This is a genomic window from Micromonospora sp. DT48 (genome assembly GCF_049844495.1).
Lineage (GTDB): Bacteria > Actinomycetota > Actinomycetes > Mycobacteriales > Micromonosporaceae > Micromonospora.
Genome location: NZ_JBNCLE010000002.1, coordinates 70583 through 96056, shown reverse-complemented (window position 1 = coordinate 96056; position 25474 = coordinate 70583). Strand labels below are relative to the sequence as shown.

The following is a 25474-nucleotide window of genomic DNA, read 5'->3' as shown; positions in this document are numbered from 1 at the left end:
AGGTCGCCCTCACGGCCCCGGGCGTAGCTCGGCGAAGTGGCAGGCAGACGGGTGGGGGTCGGCGGCGCGCAGCACCGTCTGCGGGTCCTGGACGGCGCAGATCTCCTGAGCCTTCCAACAGCGGGTCCGGAAGTGGCAGCCGCTGGGCGGGTCGGCCGGGCTGGGCACGTCACCGCGCAGCCGGATGATGCTGCGGTGCTCCCGGGCATCCGGGTCCGGCACCGGCGCCGCGGAGAGCAGCGCCTGGGTGTACGGGTGGGTGGCCCGCTCGTAGATCTCCTCCTCGGTGCCGATCTCCACGATCCGGCCCAGGTACATCACCGCGATCCGGTCGGAGATGTGCCGCACCACCGACAGGTCGTGCGCGATGAAGATGTAGGACAGGCCCAGTTCGTCCTGCAGCTCCTCCAGCAGGTTGATCACCTGCGCCTGGATGGAGACGTCCAGCGCGGAGACCGGCTCGTCGCAGACGATCACCTCGGGCCGCAGCGCCAACGCCCGGGCGATGCCGATGCGCTGCCGCTGGCCGCCGGAGAACTGGTGCGGATAGCGGTTGATGTGCTCCGGGTTCAACCCGACCACGTCGAGCAGTTCCTGCACGCGGCGCTGGCGGCTGCCCTTCGGGGCCGCCTCCGGATGGATGTCGAACGGTTCGCCGATGATGTCGCCGACGGTCATCCGTGGGTTCAGCGAGGTGTACGGGTCCTGCATGACCATCTGCATGTTGCGCCGGATGCGGCGCAGCTCGCCGCCGGAGGCGGCGAACAGGTCCCGGCCGGCCAGCCTGGCGCGGCCGGCGGTGGGCTGCTCCAGCCGCATCAGCAGCCGGGCCAGGGTGGACTTGCCGCAACCCGACTCGCCGACGATGCCCAGCGTCTCGCCCCGGCGGAGCTGGAAGCTCACCCCGTCGACGGCCTTGACCGCACCGACCTTCTTCTTGAACAGCACACCCTGCGTGATCGGAAAGTGCTTGACCACGTGGTTGACGTCGAGGAGGGTCTCGCCGCGCACCGTGGTGGGGCTAGCCGGCGCGGTCATCACGTACCTCCTGGGCGAAATGGCACGCGCTGGTCCGGCCGTCGCCGAGGACCAGGTCGTGCGGCACGACATCCACGCAGACCTGCTGCACGTACGGGCACCGGGGGTGGAAGGGGCAGCCGCTGGGGATGCGCATCAGGTTGGGTGGGAGCCCTCGGATGGTGGACAGCTTCCCGCCCCGCTGGTCCAGGCGCGGAATCGATTCCAGCAACCCCTTGGTGTACGGGTGGGCCGGCGCCCGGTACAGCGACCGGACGTCGGCGTGCTCGACGATCCGGCCCGCGTACATGACCGCGATCCGGTCCGCGACGTCGGCGACCACGCCGAGGTCGTGGGTGATCAGGATCATCGCCATGTCCAGGTCCCGCCGCAGGTCGGCGAGGAGGTCCATGATCTGTGCCTGCACGGTGACGTCCAGCGCGGTGGTGGGCTCGTCGGCGATGAGCACCTTCGGCTCCATCGCCAGGGCCATCGCGATCATCACCCGCTGCCGCATACCGCCGGAGAACTGGTGCGGGTAGTCGCCGAGCCGTTTGGCCGCCGCCGGGATCTGCACCAGGTCCATCAGCTCCACCGAGCGACGACGGGCGTCCGCGCGGGACATGCCGAGGCGCTGGCGCAGCGTCTCACCGATCTGCCAGCCGACCGGGAAGACCGGATTCAACGCGGAGAGGGCGTCCTGGAAGATCATCGCGATCTCCCTGCCCCGGATCTGCCGGCGTTGCGCCTCCGGTAGACGCAACAGGTCCTGGCCCTGGTAGCGGATCTCGCCGGAGCTGACGTGCGCCGGCGGGGTGTCCAGGATGCCCACGATGGCCTGGGCGGTGACCGACTTGCCGGACCCGGACTCGCCCAGCACGGCCAGCGTCTCACCCGGGTCCAGGTGATAGCTGACCCCGTTGATCACCTTGGCCACACCCTCGCCGGTGCGGAACTCGACGTGCAGGTCGCGTACCTCCAGCAGGTGTCCGCCGGGTGGGGTGGGCGAGGCCGGCGTCGGCCGGACGGCGTTCTGACTCACGGTGCCTGCCTTTCGCTCGCGGCGGCGGGGCTCGCTGCGCTCACTCCTCGCGCTCGCACGACCGCCTCACCTGAGCTTCGGGTCGAAGGCGTCGCGGATCGCGTCGCCGAGCATGATGAAGGCCAGTACGGTCAGGGCCAGGAAGGTCGACGGGACCACCAGTGGGGTCGCCGACTCCCGCATGTGCACCCGACCGTTGTTGATTTCGATGCCCCAGGAGATGGTCGGCTCCCGCAGCCCGATGCCGAGGAACGACAGCGTCGCCTCGGCGGCGATGAACGAGCCGAGCGCGATGGTCAGCACCACGATGGCCGGGGCGAGCGCGTTCGGCAGGATGTGCCGCCACATGATGCGGCCGTTACCGGCCCCGAGCATCCGCGCCGCGGCCACGTAGTCCTGCTCCCGGGCGGTGATCACCGAGGAGCGGACCACCCGGGCGGCGGTGGTCCAGCCGAGCACCGCCAGCACGAAGATGACCGCGGCGACGCGGACCGTGGAGCTGTCGCTGCCGACCCGCTTGAGCAGGACGATCGCGGCCAGCAGCAGGGGGATGCCGAGGACGATGTCGATCACCCGGGAGAGCACCGCGTCGACCCAGCCGCCGAAGAATCCGGCGAGCATTCCCACGAGCAGCGCGATCAGGCCGGTGAACAGGGCCGAGAGCGCGCCGACCAGCAGCGACGCGCGAGCGCCGTAGACCGCTCGGGCGTACGTGTCGCAGCCCTGGAAGTCGTAGCCGAAGATGGCACCGCCGGAGGGCGCGGCGTGTTGTCGGGACAGTACGCAGTCGCTGGGGTCGTTGCTGGTGAACAGGCCCGGCACGGCGGCCATCGCGGTGACCAGGAGCACCAGGACCAGGCTGATCCAGAAGATCGGCTTGCGGCGCAGGTCGCGCCAGGCGTCGCCGGCCAGACTGCGCGGCTTGCCGGGCCGACCCACCTGGTTCGGCGCACCCGGTTCCCCGGCGGGGCCGCGCCGGGCGGCCTGGTTCTCCGACGCCGCCACCGTCTCGAAGTCACTCATGACCGCACCTCGCTGCGCTCACTCATAGCGGATCCTCGGGTCCAGCACGGCGTACAGGATGTCCACCACCAGGTTGGAGACCAGGTAGACCACGACGAGCACGCTGACGATGCCCACCACCAGTGGGCCGTCCTCGGTGCGGATGCCCCGGAAGAGGTTGAAGCCGACGCCGGGGATGTTGAACACCCCTTCGGTGATGATCGCGCCGCTCATCAGGTTGCCTACCTCGACCCCGAGGAACGTGATCACCGGGATGAGCGAGTTGCGCAGCACGTGCACGCTGACCACTCGCCGATTCGGCAGGCCCTTCGACCGCGCGGTGCGTACGTAGTCGGCGCGTAGGTTCTCGGCCACCGAGGTACGGGTCAGCCGCAGTGCGGTGGCCAGCGAGAGCGACCCGAGCACGATGCCCGGTAGCAGCAGTGCGAAGAAGTCCGGGTCGGCACCGGCGGTGGGTGGGAAGAGTTGCCACTTGACGCCCAGGAAGTACTGCGCGAGCGGGGCGAGCACGATGGTGGGGATACCGAGCACCAGCAGGGTGAGCAGCAGGGTGGCGTTGTCGAAGATGCTGGCCCGCCGGATGCCGGCGAGCACGCCCGCGGTGACGCCGAAGACGACCGCGACCGCGATGGCGATCAGGGCCAGCTTGATGGTGACGGGCCAGGCGGCGGCGAGGATGTCGCCGATCGACCGCCCGGTGAGCGACTCGCCCAGGTCGCCGCGGAGCAGGTTCGAGATGTAGTCGAAGTACCGGTAGAAGAAGCCACCGACCCCGGTGGCGTCGAGGTGGTACTTCTCCGTGAGGTAGGCCCGCTGTGCGGCGGTGACCGGGCGTTCACCGGCGAGGGCCTGGATCGGGTCACCCTGCCCGGCGAACATCAGTGCGTAGACGATCAGCGTGGTCCCGAAGAACGCCAGGACCATCTGGAGCAGACGCCGCACGATGAAGCGGAACATACCGGCAGTCTCTCTGAAGAGGTGCGAACCGCGTGGCGGGTCGGGTCACCTTGACCCGACCCGCTCGCGTGAGTTGTTACTTGATGGCTTCGATCTTGATCAGGTCGATCCGGTCGAAGAGGTCCATCTCGACGTTCTTGACCTTGGTCGAGTGACCGAAGTTGTTCTGGCCGAACCGCAGCGGCACGACCGGCAGGTCCTCGGCCAGCAGGTCCTCGGCCTCCTGGTACTTCTTGATCGCGGCTTCCTCGTCGGGGGCGCTGGCGCCCTCGGCGAGCAGGCGGTCGAAGTCCGGGTTGCTGTAGCCGTAGTAGTTCGACGAGCCGTTGGTGCTGTACAGCGGGCCCAGGTAGTTCTCCATGGACGGGTAGTCCATGACCCAGCCCATCCGGAACAGACCCACCGGCTGCTTGGCCTTGACCTTCGTCAGCAGGTCGGCGAACTTGGGCTCGGCGGTGCCGACGCAGTCCACGCCCAGGTTGGCCTTGAGCTGGTTGCAGGTGGCGTCGATCCAGTCCTTGTGGCCACCGTCGCCGTTGTAGGACAGGGTGATCTTCGACGGGCCGCCTGCGGCCTGGTAGAGCGTCTTGGCCTTGGCCGGGTCGAACTCGCCCGAGGCGCCGACGGTGTTCTCCCGGTAGCCGGCGACGGCAGGGGAGACGAACGAGCGGGCCGGCTGCTGCGAGTCCTTGAAGATCGACCGAGTGATCTCCTCGCGGTCGATCGCCATCGAGATGGCCTTACGCACGTCCGGGTTGCTGAACTCCTCCTGGAAGGTGGGGAACGCCAGGAAGTGCAGCGACGACGCCGGGCTCTGCTGGAACCGGTCGCCCAGGTCGGTGCCGGCGGTGGAGAGGTTCTCCGTCGGAATGGTCTTGATCACGTCGAGGTTGTCCGACAGCACGTCCGCGTACGCGGCGGTCAGCTGCTGGTAGATCCGGAACTCGACGCCGGCCACCTTCGGCTGCTCGCCGGGGAAGGCGTCGTACCGCTCGACCTCGACCTTGGCGTCGTGCTGCCAGGTGCCCTTCATCTTGAACGGGCCCTGGCCGATCGGCGCCTGCTCGTAGCCCTCGGCCAGCTCGCCGGGTGCGGAGAAGGCGGCCTTGGGCAGCGGGTAGAAGGCGGTGTAGCCGAGCATCGCCTTGAACTCGCTGTACGGCTGCGACAGCGTGACGGTGAAGGTCAGGTCGTCGACCTTCTTCAGCCCGCTGAGCGTCTCGGCCTTCGGGCTGTCGCCCTGGAGGTCGTCGTAGCCGGCGATCTTCTCGAAGAAGTAGCTGGAGTTCTGGCCGTTCGGCGCGTACGCGCCGTAGTTCCACGCGTCGATGTAGTTCTCGGCGGTGACCGCCTCGCCGTTGTGGAAGGTGTAGCCGTCCTTGAGCTTGATCGTCCAGGTGGTGTTGTCCTCGGACGTGATCGACTCGGCCGCCACCTCGTACGGCTTGTGGGCCTCGTCGTAGTCCACCAGCGGGCTGAACAGGGCGGAGAGCACCTGGGAGCCGCTTGTCTCGTTGGTGTTGGTCGGCACCAGGTGCTGCGGCTCGGCGATCTCGATCCGCACGGCCGCGTTGGGGTCGCTCTCGCCGGATCCACCGTCGCCGCCCGAGCCGCAGGCCACCAGGCCCAGGGTCACCGCGAGCGGGAGGGCGGTCCAGGCAGCGAGCCTACGAACACGCATCTAGCCTCCTCATCTCCATTACGCTGCGCAGTCGGGCCCGGCATTGGGTGACGCTGCGCAACGACCGGCAACGGTAGGTCGTGTGCCGCGACTCGGCAACGTAGCGGTTGCGAAGGGGTAACAGAACGCCACCCCCGCCTTGTCGGGCTGGTGTGCGCGTGCTACGAGAAGCGGCTGTTATGCCGCTCTGACGTGCGGAGATGCTATCGGCTTTGAATGCCGGCGATGCAATCCGGTCGCCTGGTCACCCGGCTGTCATGATCGCCGTAATGCGATCGTTCGTGCCTGGCTGTCCGGTCTCGCTGTGTGGCACTCCACAACTCGTCACGCTGGGTGACAAAGAACACCTCACGCAAAGTAATCTCACTGACTGGATGGGCGAGGTCGGCGAGGTCGGGGGAGCCGACGGCGACGGGCGTGAGACGATCTGCTCGTGACGGCGACGCTTCTGGATGGCAAGGCGACCGCGGCCGAGATCAAGGACGAGCTGCGGGCGCGGGTCAAGGCGCTGGCGGAACGGGGCACCGTGCCGGGGCTCGGCACGGTGCTGGTCGGGTCCGATCCCGGCTCCCAGGCGTACGTCAACGGCAAGCACCGGGACTGCGCCGAGGTCGGCATCGCCTCGATCCGCCGGGAGTTGCCGGCCGACGCCAGCCAGGAGCAGGTCGACCGGGTCCTCGCCGAGCTGAACGCGGACCCGGCCTGCCACGGCTACATCGTCCAACTGCCGTTGCCGGCGCACCTGGACACCCAGCGGGTGCTGGAACTGATCGACCCGGACAAGGACGCCGACGGCCTGCACCCGGTCAACCTGGGTCGGCTGGTGCTCGGCTACGACGGGCCCCTGCCGTGCACCCCGCGCGGCATCGTGGAGCTGCTCCGCCGGCACGACGTGCCGCTGCGGGGCGCCAACGTGGTGGTGGTGGGCCGGGGCAACACGGTAGGCCGACCGCTGGGGCTCCTGCTGACGCGGCGCAGCGAGAACGCCACCGTCACCCTCTGCCACACCGGCACCCTCGACCTGGCCGCGCACACCCGGGACGCGGACATCGTCATCGTGGCGGCCGGAGTGCCCGGCCTGCTCACCACGGACATGGTCGAGCCCGGTGCCGTCGTGGTCGACGTGGGCATCACCCGGGTGATCGGCCCGGACGGCAAGGGCCGCTACACCGGCGACGTGGATCCGCAGGTCGCCGAGGTGGCCGGCAAGCTGGTGCCGATGCCGGGCGGGGTCGGGCCGATGACCCGCGCCATGCTGCTCACCAACGTGGTGGAGCGGGCCGAACGCGGCTGAGCGCGCCACGGGCCGGTCACGCGCGTACCGCCGAACCCGGTCAAGAGCATCCTCCGTCCCGGGTACGAAAACCCCGGAGTGCTCATAACCGTCCGCCCCTGGACCGCTCGGTGCCAGGATGGCTGATACGGTCCGGAAAACCGACTGGTATCAGGGAGTGGGACGACCATGGGTAAGAAGGTCACTGTCGTCGGGGCCGGCTTCTACGGCTCCACCACCGCGCAGCGCCTGGCCGAGTACGACGTCTTCGACACCGTCGTGATCACCGACATCATCGAGGGCAAGCCCGCAGGCATCGCCCTCGACCTCAACCAGTCGCGTGCTGTGGAGGGCTTCGAGACCAAGGTCGTCGGCGTCACGACCGGTCCGAACGGTGAGGGCTACGAGAGCATCGAGGGCTCGGACGTGGTGGTCATCACCGCCGGTCTGCCGCGCAAGCCCGGGATGAGCCGGATGGACCTGCTGGAGACCAACGCCAAGATCGTGCGTCAGGTCGCCGAGAACGTGGCCAAGTACGCCCCGAACGCCGTCGTCATCGTGGTCTCCAACCCGCTCGACGAGATGACCGCGCTGGCCCAGATCGCGACCCAGTTCCCGCGTAACCGGGTGCTCGGCCAGGCCGGCATGCTGGACACCGCCCGGTTCACCAACTTCGTGGCGGAGGCGCTGGACGTACCGGTGAAGTCGGTACGCACCCTGACCCTCGGCTCGCACGGCGACACCATGGTTCCGGTGCCGTCCAAGAGCACGGTCGACGGCAAGCCGCTGCGCGAGGTCATGCCGGCCGAGCAGATCGAGGACCTGGTCGTGCGTACCCGCAACGGTGGCGCCGAGGTGGTGGCGCTGCTGAAGACGGGGTCGGCGTACTACGCCCCGTCGGCGGCGGCGGCCCGGATGGCGAAGGCCGTCGCGGAGGACTCCGGCGAGGTCATGCCGGTCTGCGCCTGGGTCGACGGCGAGTACGGCATCTCCGGGGTCTACCTCGGCGTGGAGGCCGAGATCGGCGCCCAGGGCGTCAAGCGCGTGGTGGAGACCGACCTCGACGCCGACGAGCTGGCCGCGCTCAAGGAGGCCGCCGAGGCCGTCCGCGCCAAGCAGGCCGACGTCGCCAACATGTGATTCCACTCCCTGCCGAGCGCCCCACGACTCGCGGTCGTGGGGCGCTCGGCGTTGCGCCCGGCCGGGGCACGGTCCGCGCCGCTGACCGCCTCCCGCTGGTGTGCGTCGGCCCCGGTGGGGTATTGCTTCGCCGGCCCACCCGTGGCGGTGCCTCCGGCCTGCCGGTACGGGCCGACCGGTGGGCGCGGCGTTCCTTGTCCGAGCCGATCCAGTACGCTCGTACTGCTTGAGCATGTCCCCTGAGAGGAGCGCCGGCCGATGGCGAAGATCAAGGTAAACAACCCGGTCGTGGAGCTCGACGGCGACGAGATGACCCGGATCATCTGGAAGCAGATCCGGGAGCAGCTGATCCTGCCCTACCTCGACGTCGACCTGCACTACTACGACCTCTCGATCCAGCACCGCGACGCGACCGACGACCAGGTCACCATCGACGCCGCCAATGCCATCAAGGAGCACGGCGTCGGCGTCAAGTGCGCCACCATCACCCCGGACGAGGCGCGGGTGGAGGAGTTCGGCCTGAAGAAGATGTGGCGGTCGCCGAACGGCACCATCCGCAACATCCTCGGCGGCGTCGTCTTCCGCGAGCCGATCATCATGTCCAACGTGCCGCGACTCGTCCCCGGCTGGACCAAGCCGATCATCATCGGCCGGCACGCTCACGGCGACCAGTACAAGGCCACCGACTTCGTGGTCCCCGGCCCGGGCACGGTGACCATCACCTACACGCCCGCCGACGGCTCGCAGCCGGTCGAGATGGAGGTCGCCAACTTCCCCGGCGGCGGCATCGCGATGGGCATGTACAACTTCGACGAGTCGATCCGGGACTTCGCCCGGGCCTCGTTCCGCTACGGCCTGGACCGTAACTACCCGGTCTACATGTCGACCAAGAACACCATCCTCAAGGCGTACGACGGCCGGTTCAAGGACATCTTCGCCGAGGTGTTCGAGAACGAGTTCAAGGCCGAGTTCGACGCCGCCGGCCTCACCTACGAGCACCGGCTCATCGACGACATGGTCGCCGCCGCGCTCAAGTGGGAGGGTGGCTACGTCTGGGCCTGCAAGAACTACGACGGTGACGTGCAGTCCGACACCGTGGCGCAGGGCTTCGGCTCGCTCGGCCTGATGACCTCGGTCCTGCTCTCGCCCGACGGGCGCACCGTCGAGGCCGAGGCCGCACACGGCACGGTCACCCGGCACTACCGGCAGTGGCAGAAGGGCGAGAAGACCTCGACCAACCCGATCGCCTCGATCTACGCCTGGACCCGTGGCCTGGCCCACCGGGGCAAGCTGGACGGCACCCCGGCGGTCACCGAGTTCGCCAACACCCTGGAGCAGGTCATCGTCGACACCGTCGAGAGCGGCCAGATGACCAAGGACCTCGCGCTGCTCATCTCGCGGGACGCTCCGTGGCAGACCACCGACGAGTTCATGAACACCCTCGACGAGAACCTGGCGCGTCGCCTCGCCGCCTGAGTCGGACCGGCACGGGCGGGCACCTCACGGCCACCCGCCCAGCCGTCGCCCGCGTGTGATGCGCCGTGGTCTCCGAGCCCGCCGGCCGAGTGCCGGCGGGCTCGGTGTCTCCGGTACGCGAACCAGCGGCGTGTCGTGCCGGGACGCGCCAGGTGGCGTCACTTCGCCCGGCGCGCCTCGTTGACCTGGGTGGACGAGATGCCAGTCCCGTCCTGGAAGGTTGACCGTCGCCACCGCGCGGCGCGCGTGCCCAGCAGCCAGCCTTCCCGGCTGTCGAGTACAGCCAGCCGTCCCTTCCCCGCGGGGGGCCCTGTCCCGGGCCCCCCGCGCCCTGCTGTCCGGGGTCGGCTTGCGCGGCTCCGCGTCACGCCGTGCGCAACAGCTCGGCGGCCCGCTCCGGCGCGATGTCGTTGATGAAGACCCCCATCGCCGACTCCGAGCCGGCCAGGTATTTCAGCTTGTCCGCCGCCCGCCGGACGCTGAACAGTTGCAGGTGCAGGAACCCCAGCTCGCGATCGACGCGTACCGGTGCCTGGTGCCAGGCGGCGATGTAGGGCATGGGCGAGTCGAACAACCTGTCGAAGCGGCGCAGCAGGTCCAGGTAGAGCGGTCCGAAGGCGTCGCGTTCCGGGTCGGTCAACGCCGGGATGTCGGGTACCACCCGATGCGGCGCGACGTGCACCTCGAACGGCCACCGGGCCGCCGCCGGGACGTACGCCGTCCAGTGTTGGTTGGTCGCCACCACCCGCTCGCCGCTGGCCCGCTCGGCGGCGAGCACGTCGGCGTAGAGGTTGCCGCCGGTGCGCTCGGCGTGCCGACGGGCCGCGCCCAGCAGCGACCGGGTGCGCGGCGTGACGAACGGGTACGCGTAGATCTGCCCGTGCGGGTGGTGCAGCGTCACCCCGATCTCCACGCCCCGGTTCTCGAAGCAGAACACCTGCTCGACACCGGGCAGCCCGCTGAGCACCGTGGTCCGGTCGGCCAGCGCGTCCAACACGGTACGTACCCGGCTCGGTGGCAGCGCGGCGAAGGAGGCGTCGTGATCGTCGGTGAAGCAGACCACCTCGCAGCGTCCCTGCCCCGGTCGGGCCGGGGTGAACGGGGTGATCGCCGCCGGCTCCGCGACCACCCGCTCGCTCAGCGCCGGGAACCGGTTCTCGAAGACCGCGACCGCGTATTCCGGGGCCGGGATCTCGCTGAACCGGTCCTCCGTCGAGGGACAGAGCGGGCACTGGTCGGCCGGCGGTAGGAAGGTCCTGGTCTGCCGATGCACCGCCAACGCCACCCACTCGTCGGTGAGCGGGTCGTAGCGCAGTTGGGAGGCGGGCGGGGGAGACGGCAACCGGCGTCGGTCCGGCTGGTCCCGGACGGCGTCGTCGCGCTCGTCGAAGTAGATCAGTTCGCGGCCGTCGGCCAGGGTGATCGCCGTACGCTTCATCGTCATGTCCCGTCTCGGGTCACCGGTACGACGATCAGCTCGCCGACCCGGTCGGTGAGCAGTTGTCGCGCCTGCGGTGTCAACCGGTCGTCGGTGATCAGCACGTCGGCCGTGCTCAGGTCGGTGATGGCCGAGATCCCGACCGTGCCCCACTTGGTGTGGTCGGCCAACACCACCAGCCGGTCCGCCGCCGTGACCAGCGCCCGGTTCGTCTCGGCCTCGGTCAGGTTCGGCGTGGTGAAACCGGTCCGTTCGGTGATCCCGTGCACGCCGAGGAAGAGCAGGTCCAGGTGCAGGGTGCGGACGGCGCCGACGGCCACCGGCCCGACCAGGGCGGCGGAGCGGGTGCGTACCCCGCCGGTCAGCACCACCGTCTGGTCGGCGCGGCCCCGCTCGTGCAGGATGTCGGCCACCGGCAGCGAGTTGGTCACCACGGTCAGGGCCGGCACGTCGACCAACTGCCGGGCCAACTCGGCGGTGGTGGTGCCGGCGGAGAGCGCGATCGCCGCCCCGGGCCGGACCAGCCGGGCGGCGTGCGCCGCGATCGCTGCCTTCTCGGCCTGCTGGCGCACCGACTTCGCCCGGAAACCCGGCTCGTCGGTGGCACCGGCGACGGTCGCGCCGCCGTGCACCTTGGCGAGCAGGCCACGCTCGTGCAGCAGATCGAGGTCGCGGCGGATGGTCATCTCGGAGACGCCGAACTCGGCGGCCAGGTCGCCGACGCGTACCCCGCCGGTCACGCGGACCCGGTCGAGGATCGCCGCGTGGCGCTGCTGCGCGAGCACCCGACCCCTCCCGCCTCACATGAGCGCACACCTTCTAACAGAAACAAACACTAGTGCTCAGGGTCGAACATCGCGAGCAGCGGGTGCCCGGATATCAGAGCGTGGGCAGGCGGGGCTCCACCCAACCGGTCTCGGTCAGCTGGTGCAGCACCCGCTGCACCGCTTCGTCGACGGTGAGATCCGTGGTGTCCAGCACCAGATCGGCGTCGGTCGGCTCCTCGTACGGGTCGTCGATGCCGGTCATCCCGGTGAGCAGCCCGGCCCGGGCGCGGGCGTACAGGCCCTTACGGTCGCGCTGCTCGCAGACCTCCAGCGGGGTGGCGACGTGCACCAACACGAACCCCACGCCCGCCGCGACCGCCATCTCCCGGGCAGCCGCCCGCGCGTGGGCGTACGGGGCGATCGGGCAGCAGATGGCGATCCCGCGGTGCCGGGCGATCTCGGCGGCGACCCAGCCGATCCGGCGCACGTTGGTGTCCCGGTCGGCCTTGCTGAAGCCCAACCCGGCGGTCAACTCGCGGCGCACCACGTCCCCGTCGAGCAGGGTGACCGTCCGATCGCCCGCCTCGCGCAGCGTGTCGGCGAGCCCCCGGGCGACGGTCGACTTGCCGGAACCGGAGAGCCCGGTCAGGAACACCACCAGGCCACGGTGCCGACGGGGCGGCCGGGCCCGGCTCAGTTCCTTCGCCACCGCCGGAGGGGTGTGCCACTCGGGCAGGGGGAAGCCTCGGTCCAGCAGATCGTCGATCTCCGCCTGGGTCAGCGCCAGCCGCCGGTTACGGGGCGGGATGTCGTCGCGCCAGCGCCACTGACCGTCCCGGTTGTCGTAGGCCAAGTCGCGGGGCACCAGCACCCGCAGCCCGGCCCCGGAGAGCATCTCGCCGGTGGAGAGCAGATGGGTGACGCCGTACGCGGCGGAGACCCGGGCCAACAGCAGGGCGTCGCTGATCTCGTCACGCCGCCGGGAGAACGGCACGGCGACCACCGTCGCCGGTGGCATCCGGTCCCGGGCGGCGAACACGCTGCGTACCAGCGCCTCCGGTGCGAGCCCACCGGTGCCGTCCTCGCTCACCGGGATCATGACCAGCAGGTGGGCGCTCAGGGTGCGTACCGCGTGCGCGATCTGGGCCAGTTGCGGCCGGTGCAGCGGGCGGTCGGCGACCACCCCGAGCACCCGGCCGGACGGCAGCAACGCCCGGATCTCCTCGGGCGTACGCCGCAACCGCCGGAACGGACCGTGCCCGCCGTCGCCCAGCCGCCGTACCGTCCCACCGACCCCGGCCACCGCGTCGCGGATCGGCCATGCGTCGGCCACCTCCAGGGCCGCCATCGGCGCGCCCTCACCGTCGGTGAGGACGAGCGTCCGACGCTCCGGGTCGGCGAGGTCGAGCTGCTGCACCAGCGTCGCGGGCACCTGGAGGGACACGGCGACCGGCCACGCAGTGCCGTCCACGAGCCGGCCCCGGCGGCTGACCGAGACCAGGTCGGCCCGGGTCATGAAGCCGGCCAACGGCGCGTACGCGCCGATCAGCAGCAGTTCGAGATCCGCGAGCTCACCGGGACGCGGCGTGTACGTCGGCGCGTTCCGCAGCACCTCGTCGGGCAGCACCCACCCGTTGCTCATCAGACCCCCAACTCCGGCGACCGGCACACAGTTTCGCAGCCGGTCGCCGATCGGTCGAGAGCGCCACCGGGACCGCCGGTGCCGCCGGTGCGGCCCACCGACCCCCGGGTGCCGCCCACCGACCCGCGAGTCGACCACCCGGCCTGGCCGAGTCGCTGCCGCACGGCGACCTTCAGCCGTTGCCACGGCCCGGTCCTCGGGGCCGGGGCAGCCGGCCTGGGCCGTGGTGGCCGCTTGTCGACGACCACGGGGCGAGCGCCGTCGGCGGCACACGACAGGGCCAGCGGCAGATTCGCGTCGACCTCGAACCCGGAACCGGTGAGCCGCGCCTTGAGGATCCAGTCGCCCTCGGTACGGCCACCGTCGAGGGTGCGGAAGTCGACCGTCGCCCGGCCCTGCCACATCAGCCGCAACCCGCCCCAGCGATGTGGTACTCGGTCCACCTCGAAACTCACCGGCTGGTAGAACTCGTCGCCGTCGGCGACCCGCCGGGCGACCACGTCGAGCCGGGCCCGGCGCAGCTCGTCGGTGGTCGCCAGCAACTCGTCCGAGCAGTCGACCAGCTCGGCGGGAATCTCCTCGACCGGTAGGGCCAGCAGCTCCCGACCGTCCGGGGTGCGGTCGTACGAGACGGGCCGGTCACCGACGCGGAGTCGGCCGCCGACCGTGACGGTCAACGTGTGGCCGGTCAGCTCGTACGCCTTGAGCCGGACCTTCGCCTGGATGCCCGCCTCCCACTCGGCGATGCGGAACAGATCCTCGATGCGTCCCCGTTCGGCCAGACCGGCGACGGTTCGTTCGAGCGTCGGCAGCCCGGCGGCCACCCCCGGCGCGAACCGCTCCCGGATGGTCCGCCCCACCTCCGCCGCCATCCGGTCGACCCAGTCGCGGGGCGCGTTGCGCAGCCGATCGCCGCGCAACCGGCGGACCATCTCGATCCGCAACCAGCGCTGGTGCAGCCGGTCCCGGAACGGTCCCGGCTCGGTGTGCGCGTCGACGATGTCGAGGACCTCCCGCAGGCTGCGGAAGTAACCCTCCGGTTCGATCCGAGCTGCGGTGAGGTTGCCGCCGCCCGGCCGCCGCGAGTGGTGATAGCAGGTGTAGTCGGACAGCACACAGGTGCGCTGGGACAGCAGGTAGGCCCGGGTGACCAGGTGATGATCCTCCAGCCGTTTGCGACCCTCCTCCGGGAACCGCAGGTCGTGCTCGATCAGGAAGGCCCGGCGGAACATCTTGTGGCAGGTGAGGCTCTCCATCAACGGCGCGTCGGCCAGCGTGGCGTCGGGCCGGTTGACCCGGAACAGGTCTCGGGGCACCGAACGACCGTGTCCGGCCATCCGGCCGATGGCGATGTCCGCGCCGTTGTCCACCGCGTACCCGTACAGCCGGGCCAGCGCCTCGTCGGCGAGCCAGTCGTCGTCGTCGACGAACTGGACGTACTCGCCGACCGCCCGCGCCATGCCCAGATTGCGCGGGCGCGACGGCCAACCGGAATGCTCGACGTGCAGCACGTGGAAGTGCGGATGGGTGGCGGCCAAGGCGTCGAGCCGGGCCGGGGTGGCGTCGGTGGAACCGTCGTCGACGAAGATCACCTCGAACTCGGTCGCCGGCATCGACTGACGCAGCAGCGACGCGACGAGCCGGTCCAGACCGTCGCCGGGGTTGTACGTCGGCACCACCACGCTCACCCTGAGGGCCCCAGCGGTCATGGCTCTCCCGTCACCCGGCGTACCGCCGCACCGGGCGGACGGTGAGATCCATTGTGTAACACGGGATCCGGCCCTGCGGGGACAGACTGTCCGCCGCGCCCGGTCGACCGGCCGCCGACCACCCTAGGGGGCGCGGGTGCGTCGGGATCAGGGGAAACGGGGGTTGGTTCCGGAGCGCGGTGGATCGCCCGGCGGCCCTACGCTGACCACGTGACACTGATCGCAACCGAGTCGTTGACGAAGGTCTACGGCGGCGAGGTCACCGCACTGTCCGATCTGACGGTCGCGGTGGAACCAGGGATCGTCGGTCTGGTCGGCGCCAACGGCGCCGGCAAGTCGACCCTGATCAAGCTGCTGCTCGGCCTGCTCACACCCACCCGCGGCCGGATACAGGTGCTGGGACTGGACCCGACCGCCGACCCGGCGGCCGTACGGGCCCGGGTCGGCTACATGCCGGAGCACGACTGCCTGCCGCCCGACCTCTCCGCCGCCGAACTGGTCACCCACCTGGGTCGGATCAGCGGCCTACCCCGCACCGTCGCCCGGGAACGTGCCTCCGAGGCGCTGCGCCACGTGGGCCTGCACGAGGAGCGCCACCGGCCGGTGGGCGGCTACTCCACCGGCATGAAACAGCGGGTCAAGCTCGCCCAGGCGTTGGTGCACGACCCCGACCTGTTGCTGCTCGACGAACCCACCAACGGGCTCGACCCGGCCGGTCGGGACGCCATGCTCGCGCTGGTGCAGCGGATCGGCACCGAGTTCGGCATCTCCGTACTGGTCTGCTCGCACCTGCTCGGCGAGGTCGAGCGGATCTGCGACACCCTGGTCGCGATTGAGGGCGGGCGGCTGCTGCGGGCCGACCACATCGCCGCCATGACCTCCGCGACCGACGTGCTCGCGGTCGAGGTCAGCGAGGGCACCGAGGAACTGGCCGCCCGGCTGGCCGCGCTCAACCTGCCGGTGGGCCGGGAGGGCAGGCTGCTGCTGGTGCCGCTGGCCGACCAACGCACCTACGACCTGATCCTCGGTGCGGTGGCCGAGCTGGACCTGCCGCTGCACCGGCTGGACCAGCGTCGGCACCGGGTGGCCGAACTCTTCGCCCGGAGGGAGAACAGCCATGTCTGAGCCGACCGGCGTCATCCACGACATCGGCTACCAGCGCTACACCGGCCCCCGCCTCGGCCGCCGGCACGTCTTCGGCGCGATGTACATCCACGGCGTACGGACCGCCTTCGGGCTGGGGCGCAGCGCCAAAGCCAAGATCTTCCCCTGGCTGGTGGTCGGCATCGTGCTGATGGTGGCCGCCGCAGTGACCGCGATCCGTAGCCAGATCGGTGAAGTGGTCATGACGTACGCCCAGTTCGCCGACGCGATGAGCTGGCTGGTCATCTTCTTCGTCGCGGTGGCCGCGCCCGAGCTGGTCTCCCGGGACCTGCGCTCCGGTGTCCTGCCGCTGTACTTCTCCCGGCCCGTGCCGCAGGCCGACTACCCGCTGGCCAAGCTGCTCGCGCTCATCACCGCACTGTTCCTGCTGCTCGGCGCGCCGCAGCTGCTGATGTTCCTCGGCGGGGCGTTCACCGCCGACGGCATGGGCGCGGTCTGGGACGAACTGCTCGACCTGCTGCCGGGGTTGCTCTACGCCGGGCTGTGGGCAGTGGTCTTCGCCTCGGTCGGCCTGCTGGTCGCCTCGATGACCGGCAAGCGCGCCTTCGCCGCCGGTGGGATCGTCGCCGTGTTCCTGATGACCACGCCGATCGTCGGCATCCTGTCGGTGCTGCCCTCGCAGGCGGCGAACCAGCTGTCCGGCATCGCCTCGCCGCCCACCCTGGTGCAAGGGGTCGGCATCTGGGCGATGCGCGACCTGTTGATCACCGACCTCGCCGAGGGTGCCGGCCCCGACCTCGGACCCTACGGCCCGGTGTACGCGCTGGCCGCCGTCGCGCTGGTGGCGGGCTGCGTCGCCCTGCTGCTGGCCCGCTACAAGAAGGTGGCCGCACGATGACCACGACGAACACCACCGCACCGACGGCCACCACCAGCACCCTCGACCTCGCCGGGGTCTCCCGCTGGTACGGCAACGTGGTCGCGGTCAACAACGTGAGCATGAGCCTCGGGCCCGGGGTGACCGGGTTGCTCGGCCCGAACGGCGCGGGCAAGACCACCCTGCTGCACATGATGGCCGGGTTCCTCGCCCCGTCCCGGGGTCGGGTGACGCTGGACGGTCGGCCGACCTGGCGCAACCCGGAGGTCTACCGGCGGCTCGGTCTGGTCAGCGAGCGGGAGGCGGTGCACAGCTTCCTCACCGCCTACGAGTTCGTGCTGGCCACCGCGAAGCTGCACCGGCTGCCCGACCCGCAGGCCGCGGCCCGCCGCGCCATCGACCTGGTCGAGATGGCCGACGCCCAGGACCGCCGCATCGGCACGTACTCCAAGGGCATGCGGCAGCGCACCCGGGTGGCGGCGGCGCTGGTGCACGACCCGCAGGTGCTGCTGCTCGACGAGCCGTTCAACGGCATGGACCCGCGTCAGCGGTTGCACATGATGGAGCTGCTGCACGCCCTCGGCGACGAGGGCCGCACGATCCTGTTCAGCTCGCACATCCTGGAGGAGGTCGAGCAGGTCTCCGGCACCGTCCAGGTGATGGTCGCCGGTCGGCTCGCCGCCTCCGGTGACTTCCGGACCATCCGGCGGCTGATGACCAACCGGCCGCACGTCTTCGCCATCCGCTCCACCGACGACCGGGCGCTGGCCGTCGCGCTGATGGCCGAGGCATCCGTCACCGGCGTCGAGTTGGGTCGCGACGGCCTGACCGTGCGGGCCGGTGACTACGGTGCCTTCACCCGGGTGCTGCCGAAGATCGCCCTGGCCCGCGGCGTACGGGTTCGGCACCTGATACCCGAGGACGAATCCCTGGAGAGCGTCTTCTCCTACCTGGTGGAGGCCTGATGTCCACTGTCACCTGGATCACCGCGCGCGGCCTGTTCGGGCGTCGCCGGTTCCTACTGCTGCTCCCGCTGCCACTACTGCTGGTGGGCCTGGCCGTCCTCGCCCGAGGGCTGGCAGTGGCACCCGCCGACTGGGGGCCGCCGGTGCTGGTCGGCCTCGGGCTGGCCGTGGTGCTCCCAGTGGTCGCCCTGATCGTCGGCACCGGGGTGCTCGGTGCCGAGATCGACGACGGCACGGTGGTGCACGTGCTCACCACGCCACTGCCGCGCTGGCAGATCGTGCTGCCGAAGCTGGCCGTCGCGGCCGGTGTCACGGCGGTCACCGTCGCCGTCCCGCTGTTCGCCGCCGGTTTGCTGGCCGACTCGGCACGCCTCGGCCTGTCGCTGGCGGTCGCTGCGTCGGCCGGTGCGCTGGCCTACTCGGCGCTGTTCGTGGCGGCCAGCCTGCTCACCCGACGGCCGGTGCTGCTCGGTCTGGTCTACGTGCTGATCTGGGAGGGACTGCTCAGCAACGTGATCGGCGGCACCCGGGTGCTCTCGATCCAGCACTACGTGATCGCCCTGGCGGACCGGCTCGCCCCGACCGACCTGCTCGGCACCAGCGTCACCGCACCGGTGGCGGCGGTGATGACCGCGTTGATCATTGTCGGCGCCACCCTGCTCGCCATCGACCGCCTCCGCTCCTTCTCGGTAGCCGGCGAAACCAGCTGAGATGCAAGGAAGGGCACCTTATTAACGCCTCCGGTAGAGGAAGGGCCCCTTGTTAACAAGCCGGCGGCTTAGCCTGCTCGGCCCGGGGTTAATAAGGTGCCCTTCCTCTACACCAGACGTTAATAAGGTGCCCTTCCTTGCGCTCCGTCAGAAGGCGCAGGCGATGACCAGTTCGGCGGTGCGATCGGGGAGCAGGTCGAGCTTGCCGATGCGCCCGGCCGCGCGCAGGTCGTCGAGGACCAGGGTGAGCTGGTCGAGCAGGTCGGCCGGGCCGAGCGCCTCGGCCAGCGGCACCTCCGCCCGCATCGACAGCTTCCGCTCCGACTTGGCCCGCCGGACCTGTCCCAACGCGTCGGCGGCGAGCCGCAGCAGGTGCGGATCACCGTCGCCCTGGACGGCGCGACCCACCTCGTACGTGGTCGGCCACGGTGCGCGGTGCACCGAACCGTACCGCCACCACGACCAGACCTCCTCGGTCACGAACGGCAACACCGGCGCGAACAGCCGCAACTGCACCGACAGCGCACACGCCAACGCGGCCCGCGCCGAGTCGGCCGCCGCCCCGCTGCCGTAGGCGCGTTCCTTCACCAACTCGATGTAGTCGTCGCAGAACCGCCAGAAGAACGACTCGGTGGCCTGGAGCGCCGCCGTGTGGTCGTACTCCTCGAACGCCGCCGTCGCGGCCGTCACCACCTCGGAGAGTTCGGCGAGCATGGCCCGGTCCAGTGGTTCGGTCGCCGGGGCGCGCAGCGCGTCGGCGGCACCCAGCCCGAGCGCGAACTTCGACGCGTTGAGCAGCTTGGTGGCCAGCCGTCGGCCGATCCGGATCTGCGCCGGGTCGAAGGCCAGGTCGGTGCCGGGCTTGCCGCTGGCCGCCCAGTACCGCACCGCGTCCGAGCCGTGCTGTTCCAGCAGCGCCATCGGGGTGACCACGTTGCCCACGGACTTCGACATCTTCTTGCGGTCCGGGTCGAGGATCCAACCGGACAGCTCCGCCGTCCGCCAGGGCAACTCGCCGTGCTCCAGGTGTGCCCGGACCACGGTGGCGAACAGCCAGGTACGGATGATGTCGTGGCCCTGCGGACGCAGGTCCATCGGAAACACCTGCGCGAACAACTCCGGGTCACGTTCCCAGCCACCGGCGATCTGCGGGGTCAGCGACGAGGTGGCCCAGGTGTCCAGCACGTCCGGGTCGCCGACGAAGCCGCCCGGCACCCCACGACGCGACTCGTCGTACCCGGGCGGGGCGTCCTCGGCCGGGTCGATCGGCAGCGCGGACTCCTCCGGTACGAGAGGCTGGCTCCAGTCCGGCTCACCGGCGTCGTCGAGCCGGTACCACACCGGCACCGGCACCCCGAAGTAGCGTTGCCGGCTGACCAACCAGTCGCCGGTCAGGCCGCCCGCCCAGTGCTCGTAGCGGTGCCGCATGTGCTCCGGCACCCAGCGCAGTTCCCGGCCCCGGGCCAGCAGTTCCGCCCGTAACTGCGGGTCACGGCCGCCGTTGCGCAGATACCACTGCCGGGTCGAGACGATCTCCAGGGGACGGTCGCCCCGCTCGTAGAACTTGACCGCGTGCGTGATCGGGCGTGGCTCGCCGACCAGGTCACCCGCCTCGGTCAGCTGCGCCACCACCGTCCGCCGGGCGCCGTTGACGGTCTGCCCGGCCAGCGCCGCGTACGGCTGTGCGGGCACCCCCGCCGGTGGCTCCGGCAGCAGCCGGCCGTCCCGGCCGATCACCACCCGCGTCGCCAGGGACAACTCCCGCCACCAGGTCACGTCGGTCAGGTCACCGAAGGTGCAGACCATCGCGATGCCGGTGCCCTTGGCCGGCTCCGCCAGCGGGTGCGCGCGCACCGGCACCTCCACCCCGAACACGGGGGTACGCACACAGCCGCCGACCAGGTCCGCGTACCGCTCGTCGTCGGGGTGACAGACCAGCGCGACGCAGGCCGGCAGCAACTCCGGTCGGGTGGTGTCGATCAGCACCTCCCGCCCGTCGGGCGCGTGGAAACGCAACCGGTGGTACGCCCCGGGGCGTTCCCGGTCCTCCAACTCGGCCTGCGCCACGGCGGTGGCGAACCCGACGTCCCACAGCGTCGGCGCCTCGGCCTGGTACGCCTCGCCTCGGGCCAGGTTGCGCAGGAACGCCCGCTGCGAGGTGGCCCGGGCCGTCGGTCCGATGGTGGTGTACATCAACGACCAGTCCACCGACAGGCCGAGCCGCCGCCACAACGCCTCGAAGACCTGCTCGTCGGCAGCGGTCAACCGCTCGCACAGCTCGATGAAGTTGCGTCGGGAGATCGGTTTCGGGTTCTTCCGGGCGGCGTCGTCCACCGGATCGGCTGCCGGCGCCCAGTCCGGGTCGTACGGCAGGGAAGGATCACAGCGCACCCCGTAGACGTTCTGCACCCGGCGTTCGGTGGGCAGGCCGTTATCGTCCCAACCGATCGGGTAGAAGACCGCCCGGCCACGCATCCGCTGGAACCGGGCGATCAGATCGGTGTGGGTGTACGAGAAGACGTGCCCCATGTGCAGCTCACCCGATACGGTCGGCGGCGGGGTGTCGATCGCGTACACGTCCGACCTGCGACCACCGGGGGAGGTCGTGCCGCCTACCCGCGTCGTCGGCCGATCGCGGTCGAAGGCGTACGTGCCGTCCTCCTGCCAGCGGCGCGACCAGGTCTCCTCCAGCCCGTCCAGGATCGGGCGTTCGGGGACACCGGTGCGGGCCGTCCTCGCCGTATCGGTCATCCGCCGATCGTAGGCACCGGCACCCTGGCGGGCACGCCGAATATCCGGTCAGGAACACGCACTTCAGAGCAGCGAGTCGCGCCATTGGCGGTGCAGGTCGGCGTAGCGACCACCGCTCGCGATCAGTTCGGCGGGCGGGCCGTCCTCGACGATCCGACCCCGGTCGAGGACCAGCACCCGGTCGGCGGACGCCACCGTGGAGAGCCGGTGCGCGATCACCAGGGCGGTCCGGTCCCGCAGGATGCTGCCGAGGGCGTGCTGCACCAGCCGTTCGGTCGGCACGTCCAGCGACGAGGTGGCCTCGTCGAGGATCAGCACCGCCGGATCGGCCAGGAACGCCCGCGCGAAGGCGACCAACTGACGCTGTCCGGCGGAGAGGCGACCACCGCGCCGGTGCACCTGTGTGGCGTACCCGTCGGGCAGCGCCGAGATGAAGTCGTGCGCGCCGATCGCCCGGGCGGCGGCCTGCACGGCGGCGTCGTCGGCGTCCGGGCGGCCGAACCGGATGTTGTCCGCCACGGTGCCGCCGTACAGGTGGGTCTCCTGGGTCACCAGCACCATCGCCCGGCGCAGGTCCGCGTCGGCGACCTCGCGCAGGTCCACCCCGTCGAGCGTGATCGTGCCGGTGTCCGGGTCGTGGAACCGGGCCAGCAGCTTGGCGACGGTGGACTTACCGGCACCGGTCGGCCCGATCAGGGCCACCGTCTGCCCGGCGGGAATGGTGAGGTCCAGCCCGGTGAGGATCGGCGAGTCGGCGCGGTACCCGAACGACACCGCGTGGAAGTGGACCGCACCGCGGTCCGGGCCGTCGGGCAGCCGCACGGGCCGGGTCGGCTCGGGGACCGACGGCCGCTCGTCGAGCACCCCGGCGAGTTTCTCCAGCGCCGCCGTGGCCGACTGGAGCGAGTTGTAGAACTGGCTGAGTTCCTGCATCGGCTCGAAGAACCGGCGCAGGTAGAGCAGGAAGGCGGCCAGCACGCCGACGCCCGTCTCGCCGCCCAGCACCCGGGCACCGCCGTAGCAGAGCACCACCGCCACAGTGACGTTGCCGATCAGCTTGATGCCCGGCGCGTACGTCGCGATCAGGCGGTAGGCGTCCCGGCTGGCACGCCGGTAGTCGTCGTTGAGCGAGTCGAAGATGTGCTGGTTGCGTGCCTGGCGACGGTACGCCTGAACCGCCCTGATGCCCCGCATCGACTCGACGAAGTGGACGATGACCAGCGCCACCGCCTCCCGGGTGCGCCGATACGCGGCGGCCGAGGCGCGGGCGAACCAGCGGGACAACCAGAACAGCAGCGGGAAGGCGAGCAGCGTCACCGAGGCCAGCGGCAGGTCCAACCAGAGCAGGATGCCGGCCACCGAGACGATCGTCAGGGCGGCCATCACCAGACTCTCGACGCCCCCGTCGACCAGCTCGGCGATCGAGTCGATGTCACTGGTCAGCCGCGAGATCATCCGACCCGACGTGTAGCGCTCGTGGAACGCCACCGGCAGGTGCAGGAAGTGCGCGTACACCCGTCGGCGCAGGTCGAGCAGGACGGCCTGGCCGATCCGGGCGGAGAGGGTGAGGAAGCCACGCCGGGCCGCGTACTCGACGCCCGCCGCAGCGGCGAAGGCCACGGCCACGCCGATCAGCGGGCCGGGCTCGCCGGCCCGGAGCGGCTCGATGGCCCGGTCGATGCCGAGCATCACCAGGTACGGCCCGGACATGGCCGCGGCGTTCTGGGTCAACAGCAGCGCGACCGCACCGCCCAGCCGGGCCCGGTGCGGGCGTAGCACGTCCGCCAGCAGTGCCCGGCTGCGGACGCGGAGCCGAGCCACCGCCGCCGGGTCGCTGTCCTCGGCGAGACTGCGGTCGGCGTGCGGATCCGGTGCCACCCCCCGCCAGTGGGCCGGGTTCGCCTCGGACGGCGGATCCGGCACCGCCGAGGCGGCGGTCACGAGCGCACCAGGGAGGAGCCGCCCGACGTCGGACCGGTCCCGGAGCGTGCGATCGGCGGTTCGGCCGGTTCGGCCGGTTCGGCGGAGAGCAGGCCACGGTACGCGGGCACGGTGGCGAGCAGCTCGGTGTGGGTACCGACAGCGGTGATCCGGCCGTGCTCCAGTAACGCCACCCGGTCGGCCAGCGCGATGGTGGAGGGACGGTGCACCACCAGCAGCGCGGTGGTGTTCCGCAGCACCCGCTTGAGCGCCTCCTCCACCAGCGCCTCGGTGTGCACGTCGAGCGCGGAGAGCGGGTCGTCGAGGACGAGCACGGCGGGGCGGATCAACACCGCTCGGGCGAGGGCGAGCCGTTGCCGCTGGCCGCCGGAGAGCGACAGGCCCTGCTCACCGAGTCGGGTACGCAGTCCCCACGGCAGGTCGTACGCGAATTCGGCCTGGGCCAGTGCCAGGGCGGCGCGGACCTCGTCCTCGCTGGCGTCGGATCGGCCCAGGGTGAGGTTCTCCCACACCGACATGGAGAACAGTGTCGGCTCCTCGAAGGCGAAACCGACCAGGCCGCGAAGTGAGGCCAACCGCAGGTCGCGCAGGTCGTGCCCGTCGAGGGTGATGCGCCCGGTGCTGACCTCGTGCAGCCGGGGCACCAGGGACAACAGGGTGCTCTTGCCGCTGCCGGTGGCACCGACCACGGCCAGGGTCTCGCCCGGCTCGACGGTGAGGTCGAGCCCGCGCAGCACCGGGAGGGCGTTGCCCGGATAGCGGAAACCCACCCCCTCGAAGCGGAGTCGACCGCGTACCGCCGAGCGGGCCAGCGCGATGGCGACCGGCCGGTCCACGATGGCCGGGCGGCTGTCCAGCACGTCCTGGATCCGGTCGGCGGCGGTGGCCGCCTCCTGCCCGTTGGCGATGATCCAGCCCAGTGACTGCACCGGCCAGATGAGCATCAACTGAAGGCTGACGAAGGCGATGAGCTGGCCGATGGTGAGCCGGCCGTCGGCGACCGCGGCGGCACCGGCCACCAGGACCACGCCCAGGGTCAGGTTCGGCACCAGACCGAGCAGCGCGGAGGTGCGGGCGAGCAGCCGTCCCTTGCCGATCCCGATGTCGTGCAACGCTTCGGTGTCGGCCGCGAACCGGGCGGCCAGTTGCGGTCCCCGCCCGTACGCTTTCATCGTGCGCAGGCCCTGCGCGGTCTCCTCGACCAGGGTGGCCACGTCACCCTGCTGGTCCTGCATGCGGCGGGACGCGACGTGATAGTGCCGGCCGAAGCGGCGGGCGATCAGGAAGAGCGGCACCGCGCTGGCCGCCACCAGCAGGCCGAGCGCGGGATGCAGCCGGATCAGCAGCACCACCACGGCCAGGTAGGTGACCAGGTTCAGGATGAGGAAGAACAGGCCGAAGGAGAGGAACCGGCGCAGCACCGACAGGTCGCTGGTGATCCGGGAGAGCAGCTGCCCGGACGGCCACCGGTCGTGGAACCCGGCCGACAGTCGTTGCAGGTGGGCGTAGACGTCGGTGCGGATGGCCGCCTCCATCGCCACCGAGGACGACGACTGCATCCAACGCCGAATGAAGATGAGCACCGCTTCGGCCAGCCCGAGCAGCAACGCCAGCCCGGCCAGCAGGAAGAGCCCGGTCAGGTCACGCCGGGCCACCGGCCCGTCGACGACCCGTTGCGCCACCAGGGGGACAGCGAGGCCGGCGGCGGTGGAGGTCAGCCCGGCGAGCATCAACCAACCGAACTCGGCCAGGTGCGGGCGTAGGTAGCGGCGCAGGCGCCAGAGGTTGCGCAGGGGATGTCGACGGATCTCGCCCCGGTCGGCCGGGCCGCCGCCGCTCCCCGCAGCCACTATCCGACGGTAGCCGCATTTGGCTGCGCCGCCGCTGTCAGCTTGCCGTCAGCTCCCGCTGGGCGTCCGTACTCCTCCGGTCGCTCCTGACGCCGCGTGGCCGTCAAGCTC

At 70.8% G+C, this 25474-nt stretch carries 19 protein-coding genes; 7 read left to right on the top strand and 12 right to left on the bottom strand.

Annotated features, from left to right (window positions below):
- Positions 1-9 precede the first annotated feature (9 nt).
- From ACLQ2S_RS00575 to ACLQ2S_RS00555, 5 genes are all read right to left on the bottom strand, one after another.
- The gene (locus ACLQ2S_RS00575) at positions 10-1038 is read right to left on the bottom strand and encodes an ABC transporter ATP-binding protein (RefSeq protein ID WP_155214623.1); all 1029 of its coding nucleotides are present in this window, start codon (positions 1036-1038) and stop codon (positions 10-12) included.
- A complete protein-coding gene (locus ACLQ2S_RS00570) occupies positions 1022-2059 on the bottom strand; it encodes an ABC transporter ATP-binding protein (protein WP_309222521.1) in 1038 nt (345 codons plus the stop codon). Before ACLQ2S_RS00570 ends, ACLQ2S_RS00575 begins: the two co-directional genes overlap by 17 nt.
- Before the next feature lie 66 nt (positions 2060-2125).
- Positions 2126-3082 (bottom strand): ABC transporter permease, encoded by a 957-nt coding sequence (locus ACLQ2S_RS00565; protein ID WP_155214624.1) that lies wholly within the window; start codon positions 3080-3082, stop codon positions 2126-2128.
- Between the two features lie 18 nt (positions 3083-3100).
- On the bottom strand, positions 3101-4039 hold the full coding sequence (locus ACLQ2S_RS00560) for an ABC transporter permease (protein WP_155214625.1): 939 nt from the start codon (positions 4037-4039) through the stop codon (positions 3101-3103).
- Positions 4040-4115: 76 nt separating this feature from the next.
- Positions 4116-5720 carry a peptide ABC transporter substrate-binding protein gene (locus ACLQ2S_RS00555; protein ID WP_425700906.1) on the bottom strand — a complete coding sequence of 535 codons (1605 nt, stop codon included), beginning with the start codon at positions 5718-5720 and terminating at the stop codon, positions 4116-4118.
- Positions 5721-6153: 433 nt separating this feature from the next.
- Between ACLQ2S_RS00555 and ACLQ2S_RS00550 the strand changes: the two genes are divergently transcribed.
- The 3 genes from ACLQ2S_RS00550 (at position 6154) to ACLQ2S_RS00540 (ending at position 9609) form a co-directional block, all read left to right on the top strand.
- Entirely contained in the window at positions 6154-7014 is an 861-nt protein-coding gene (locus ACLQ2S_RS00550) for a bifunctional methylenetetrahydrofolate dehydrogenase/methenyltetrahydrofolate cyclohydrolase (RefSeq protein WP_425700905.1), read from the top strand.
- Between the two features lie 168 nt (positions 7015-7182).
- Positions 7183-8133, top strand: a complete 951-nt coding sequence (locus ACLQ2S_RS00545; protein WP_155214628.1) for a malate dehydrogenase — start codon at positions 7183-7185, stop codon at positions 8131-8133.
- A 258-nt stretch (positions 8134-8391) separates the two neighbouring features.
- Positions 8392-9609, top strand: a complete 1218-nt coding sequence (locus ACLQ2S_RS00540; protein WP_155214629.1) for an NADP-dependent isocitrate dehydrogenase — start codon at positions 8392-8394, stop codon at positions 9607-9609.
- Between the two features lie 364 nt (positions 9610-9973).
- Here the strand turns inward: ACLQ2S_RS00540 and galT are convergent, their stop codons facing one another.
- The 4 genes from galT to ACLQ2S_RS00520 form a co-directional block, all read right to left on the bottom strand.
- Positions 9974-11047, bottom strand: a complete 1074-nt coding sequence (galT, locus tag ACLQ2S_RS00535) for a galactose-1-phosphate uridylyltransferase (protein WP_155214630.1) — start codon at positions 11045-11047, stop codon at positions 9974-9976.
- A 2-nt stretch (positions 11048-11049) separates the two neighbouring features.
- Positions 11050-11832, bottom strand: a complete 783-nt coding sequence (locus ACLQ2S_RS00530; RefSeq protein WP_425700904.1) for a DeoR/GlpR family DNA-binding transcription regulator — start codon at positions 11830-11832, stop codon at positions 11050-11052.
- A gap of 94 nt (positions 11833-11926) precedes the next feature.
- On the bottom strand, positions 11927-13456 hold the full coding sequence (gene cysC / locus ACLQ2S_RS00525; protein ID WP_425700903.1) for an adenylyl-sulfate kinase: 1530 nt from the start codon (positions 13454-13456) through the stop codon (positions 11927-11929).
- On the bottom strand, positions 13456-15165 hold the full coding sequence (locus ACLQ2S_RS00520) for a glycosyltransferase family 2 protein (protein ID WP_425700902.1): 1710 nt from the start codon (positions 15163-15165) through the stop codon (positions 13456-13458). Before ACLQ2S_RS00520 ends, cysC begins: the two co-directional genes overlap by 1 nt.
- Before the next feature lie 210 nt (positions 15166-15375).
- On the opposite strand from ACLQ2S_RS00520, the gene ACLQ2S_RS00515 reads away from it, so the two are divergent.
- Genes ACLQ2S_RS00515 through ACLQ2S_RS00500 form a run of 4 tightly spaced genes read left to right on the top strand, consistent with a single transcriptional unit; the run spans position 15376 to position 18821 of the window.
- Positions 15376-16290, top strand: coding sequence for an ABC transporter ATP-binding protein (locus ACLQ2S_RS00515; protein WP_309222524.1), 915 nt, complete (start codon positions 15376-15378; stop codon positions 16288-16290).
- Entirely contained in the window at positions 16283-17167 is an 885-nt protein-coding gene (locus ACLQ2S_RS00510) for an ABC transporter permease (protein ID WP_155214633.1), read from the top strand. The genes ACLQ2S_RS00515 and ACLQ2S_RS00510 overlap by 8 nt, the downstream gene beginning before the upstream one ends.
- Complete coding sequence (locus ACLQ2S_RS00505) at positions 17164-18111, top strand: ABC transporter ATP-binding protein (RefSeq protein ID WP_425700901.1); 948 nt, start codon at positions 17164-17166, stop codon at positions 18109-18111. The genes ACLQ2S_RS00510 and ACLQ2S_RS00505 overlap by 4 nt, the downstream gene beginning before the upstream one ends.
- The gene (locus ACLQ2S_RS00500) at positions 18111-18821 is read left to right on the top strand and encodes an ABC transporter permease subunit (protein WP_425700900.1); all 711 of its coding nucleotides are present in this window, start codon (positions 18111-18113) and stop codon (positions 18819-18821) included. Before ACLQ2S_RS00505 ends, ACLQ2S_RS00500 begins: the two co-directional genes overlap by 1 nt.
- A 147-nt stretch (positions 18822-18968) precedes the next feature.
- On the opposite strand, the gene valS is transcribed toward ACLQ2S_RS00500, so the two are convergent.
- The 3 genes from valS to ACLQ2S_RS00485 form a co-directional block, all read right to left on the bottom strand.
- The gene (gene valS, locus ACLQ2S_RS00495) at positions 18969-21572 is read right to left on the bottom strand and encodes a valine--tRNA ligase (protein WP_425700899.1); all 2604 of its coding nucleotides are present in this window, start codon (positions 21570-21572) and stop codon (positions 18969-18971) included.
- Positions 21573-21635: 63 nt separating this feature from the next.
- The gene (locus ACLQ2S_RS00490; protein ID WP_425700898.1) at positions 21636-23513 is read right to left on the bottom strand and encodes an ABC transporter ATP-binding protein; all 1878 of its coding nucleotides are present in this window, start codon (positions 23511-23513) and stop codon (positions 21636-21638) included.
- On the bottom strand, positions 23510-25363 hold the full coding sequence (locus tag ACLQ2S_RS00485) for an ABC transporter ATP-binding protein (RefSeq protein ID WP_425700897.1): 1854 nt from the start codon (positions 25361-25363) through the stop codon (positions 23510-23512). Before ACLQ2S_RS00485 ends, ACLQ2S_RS00490 begins: the two co-directional genes overlap by 4 nt.
- Positions 25364-25474: the final 111 nt, after the last annotated feature.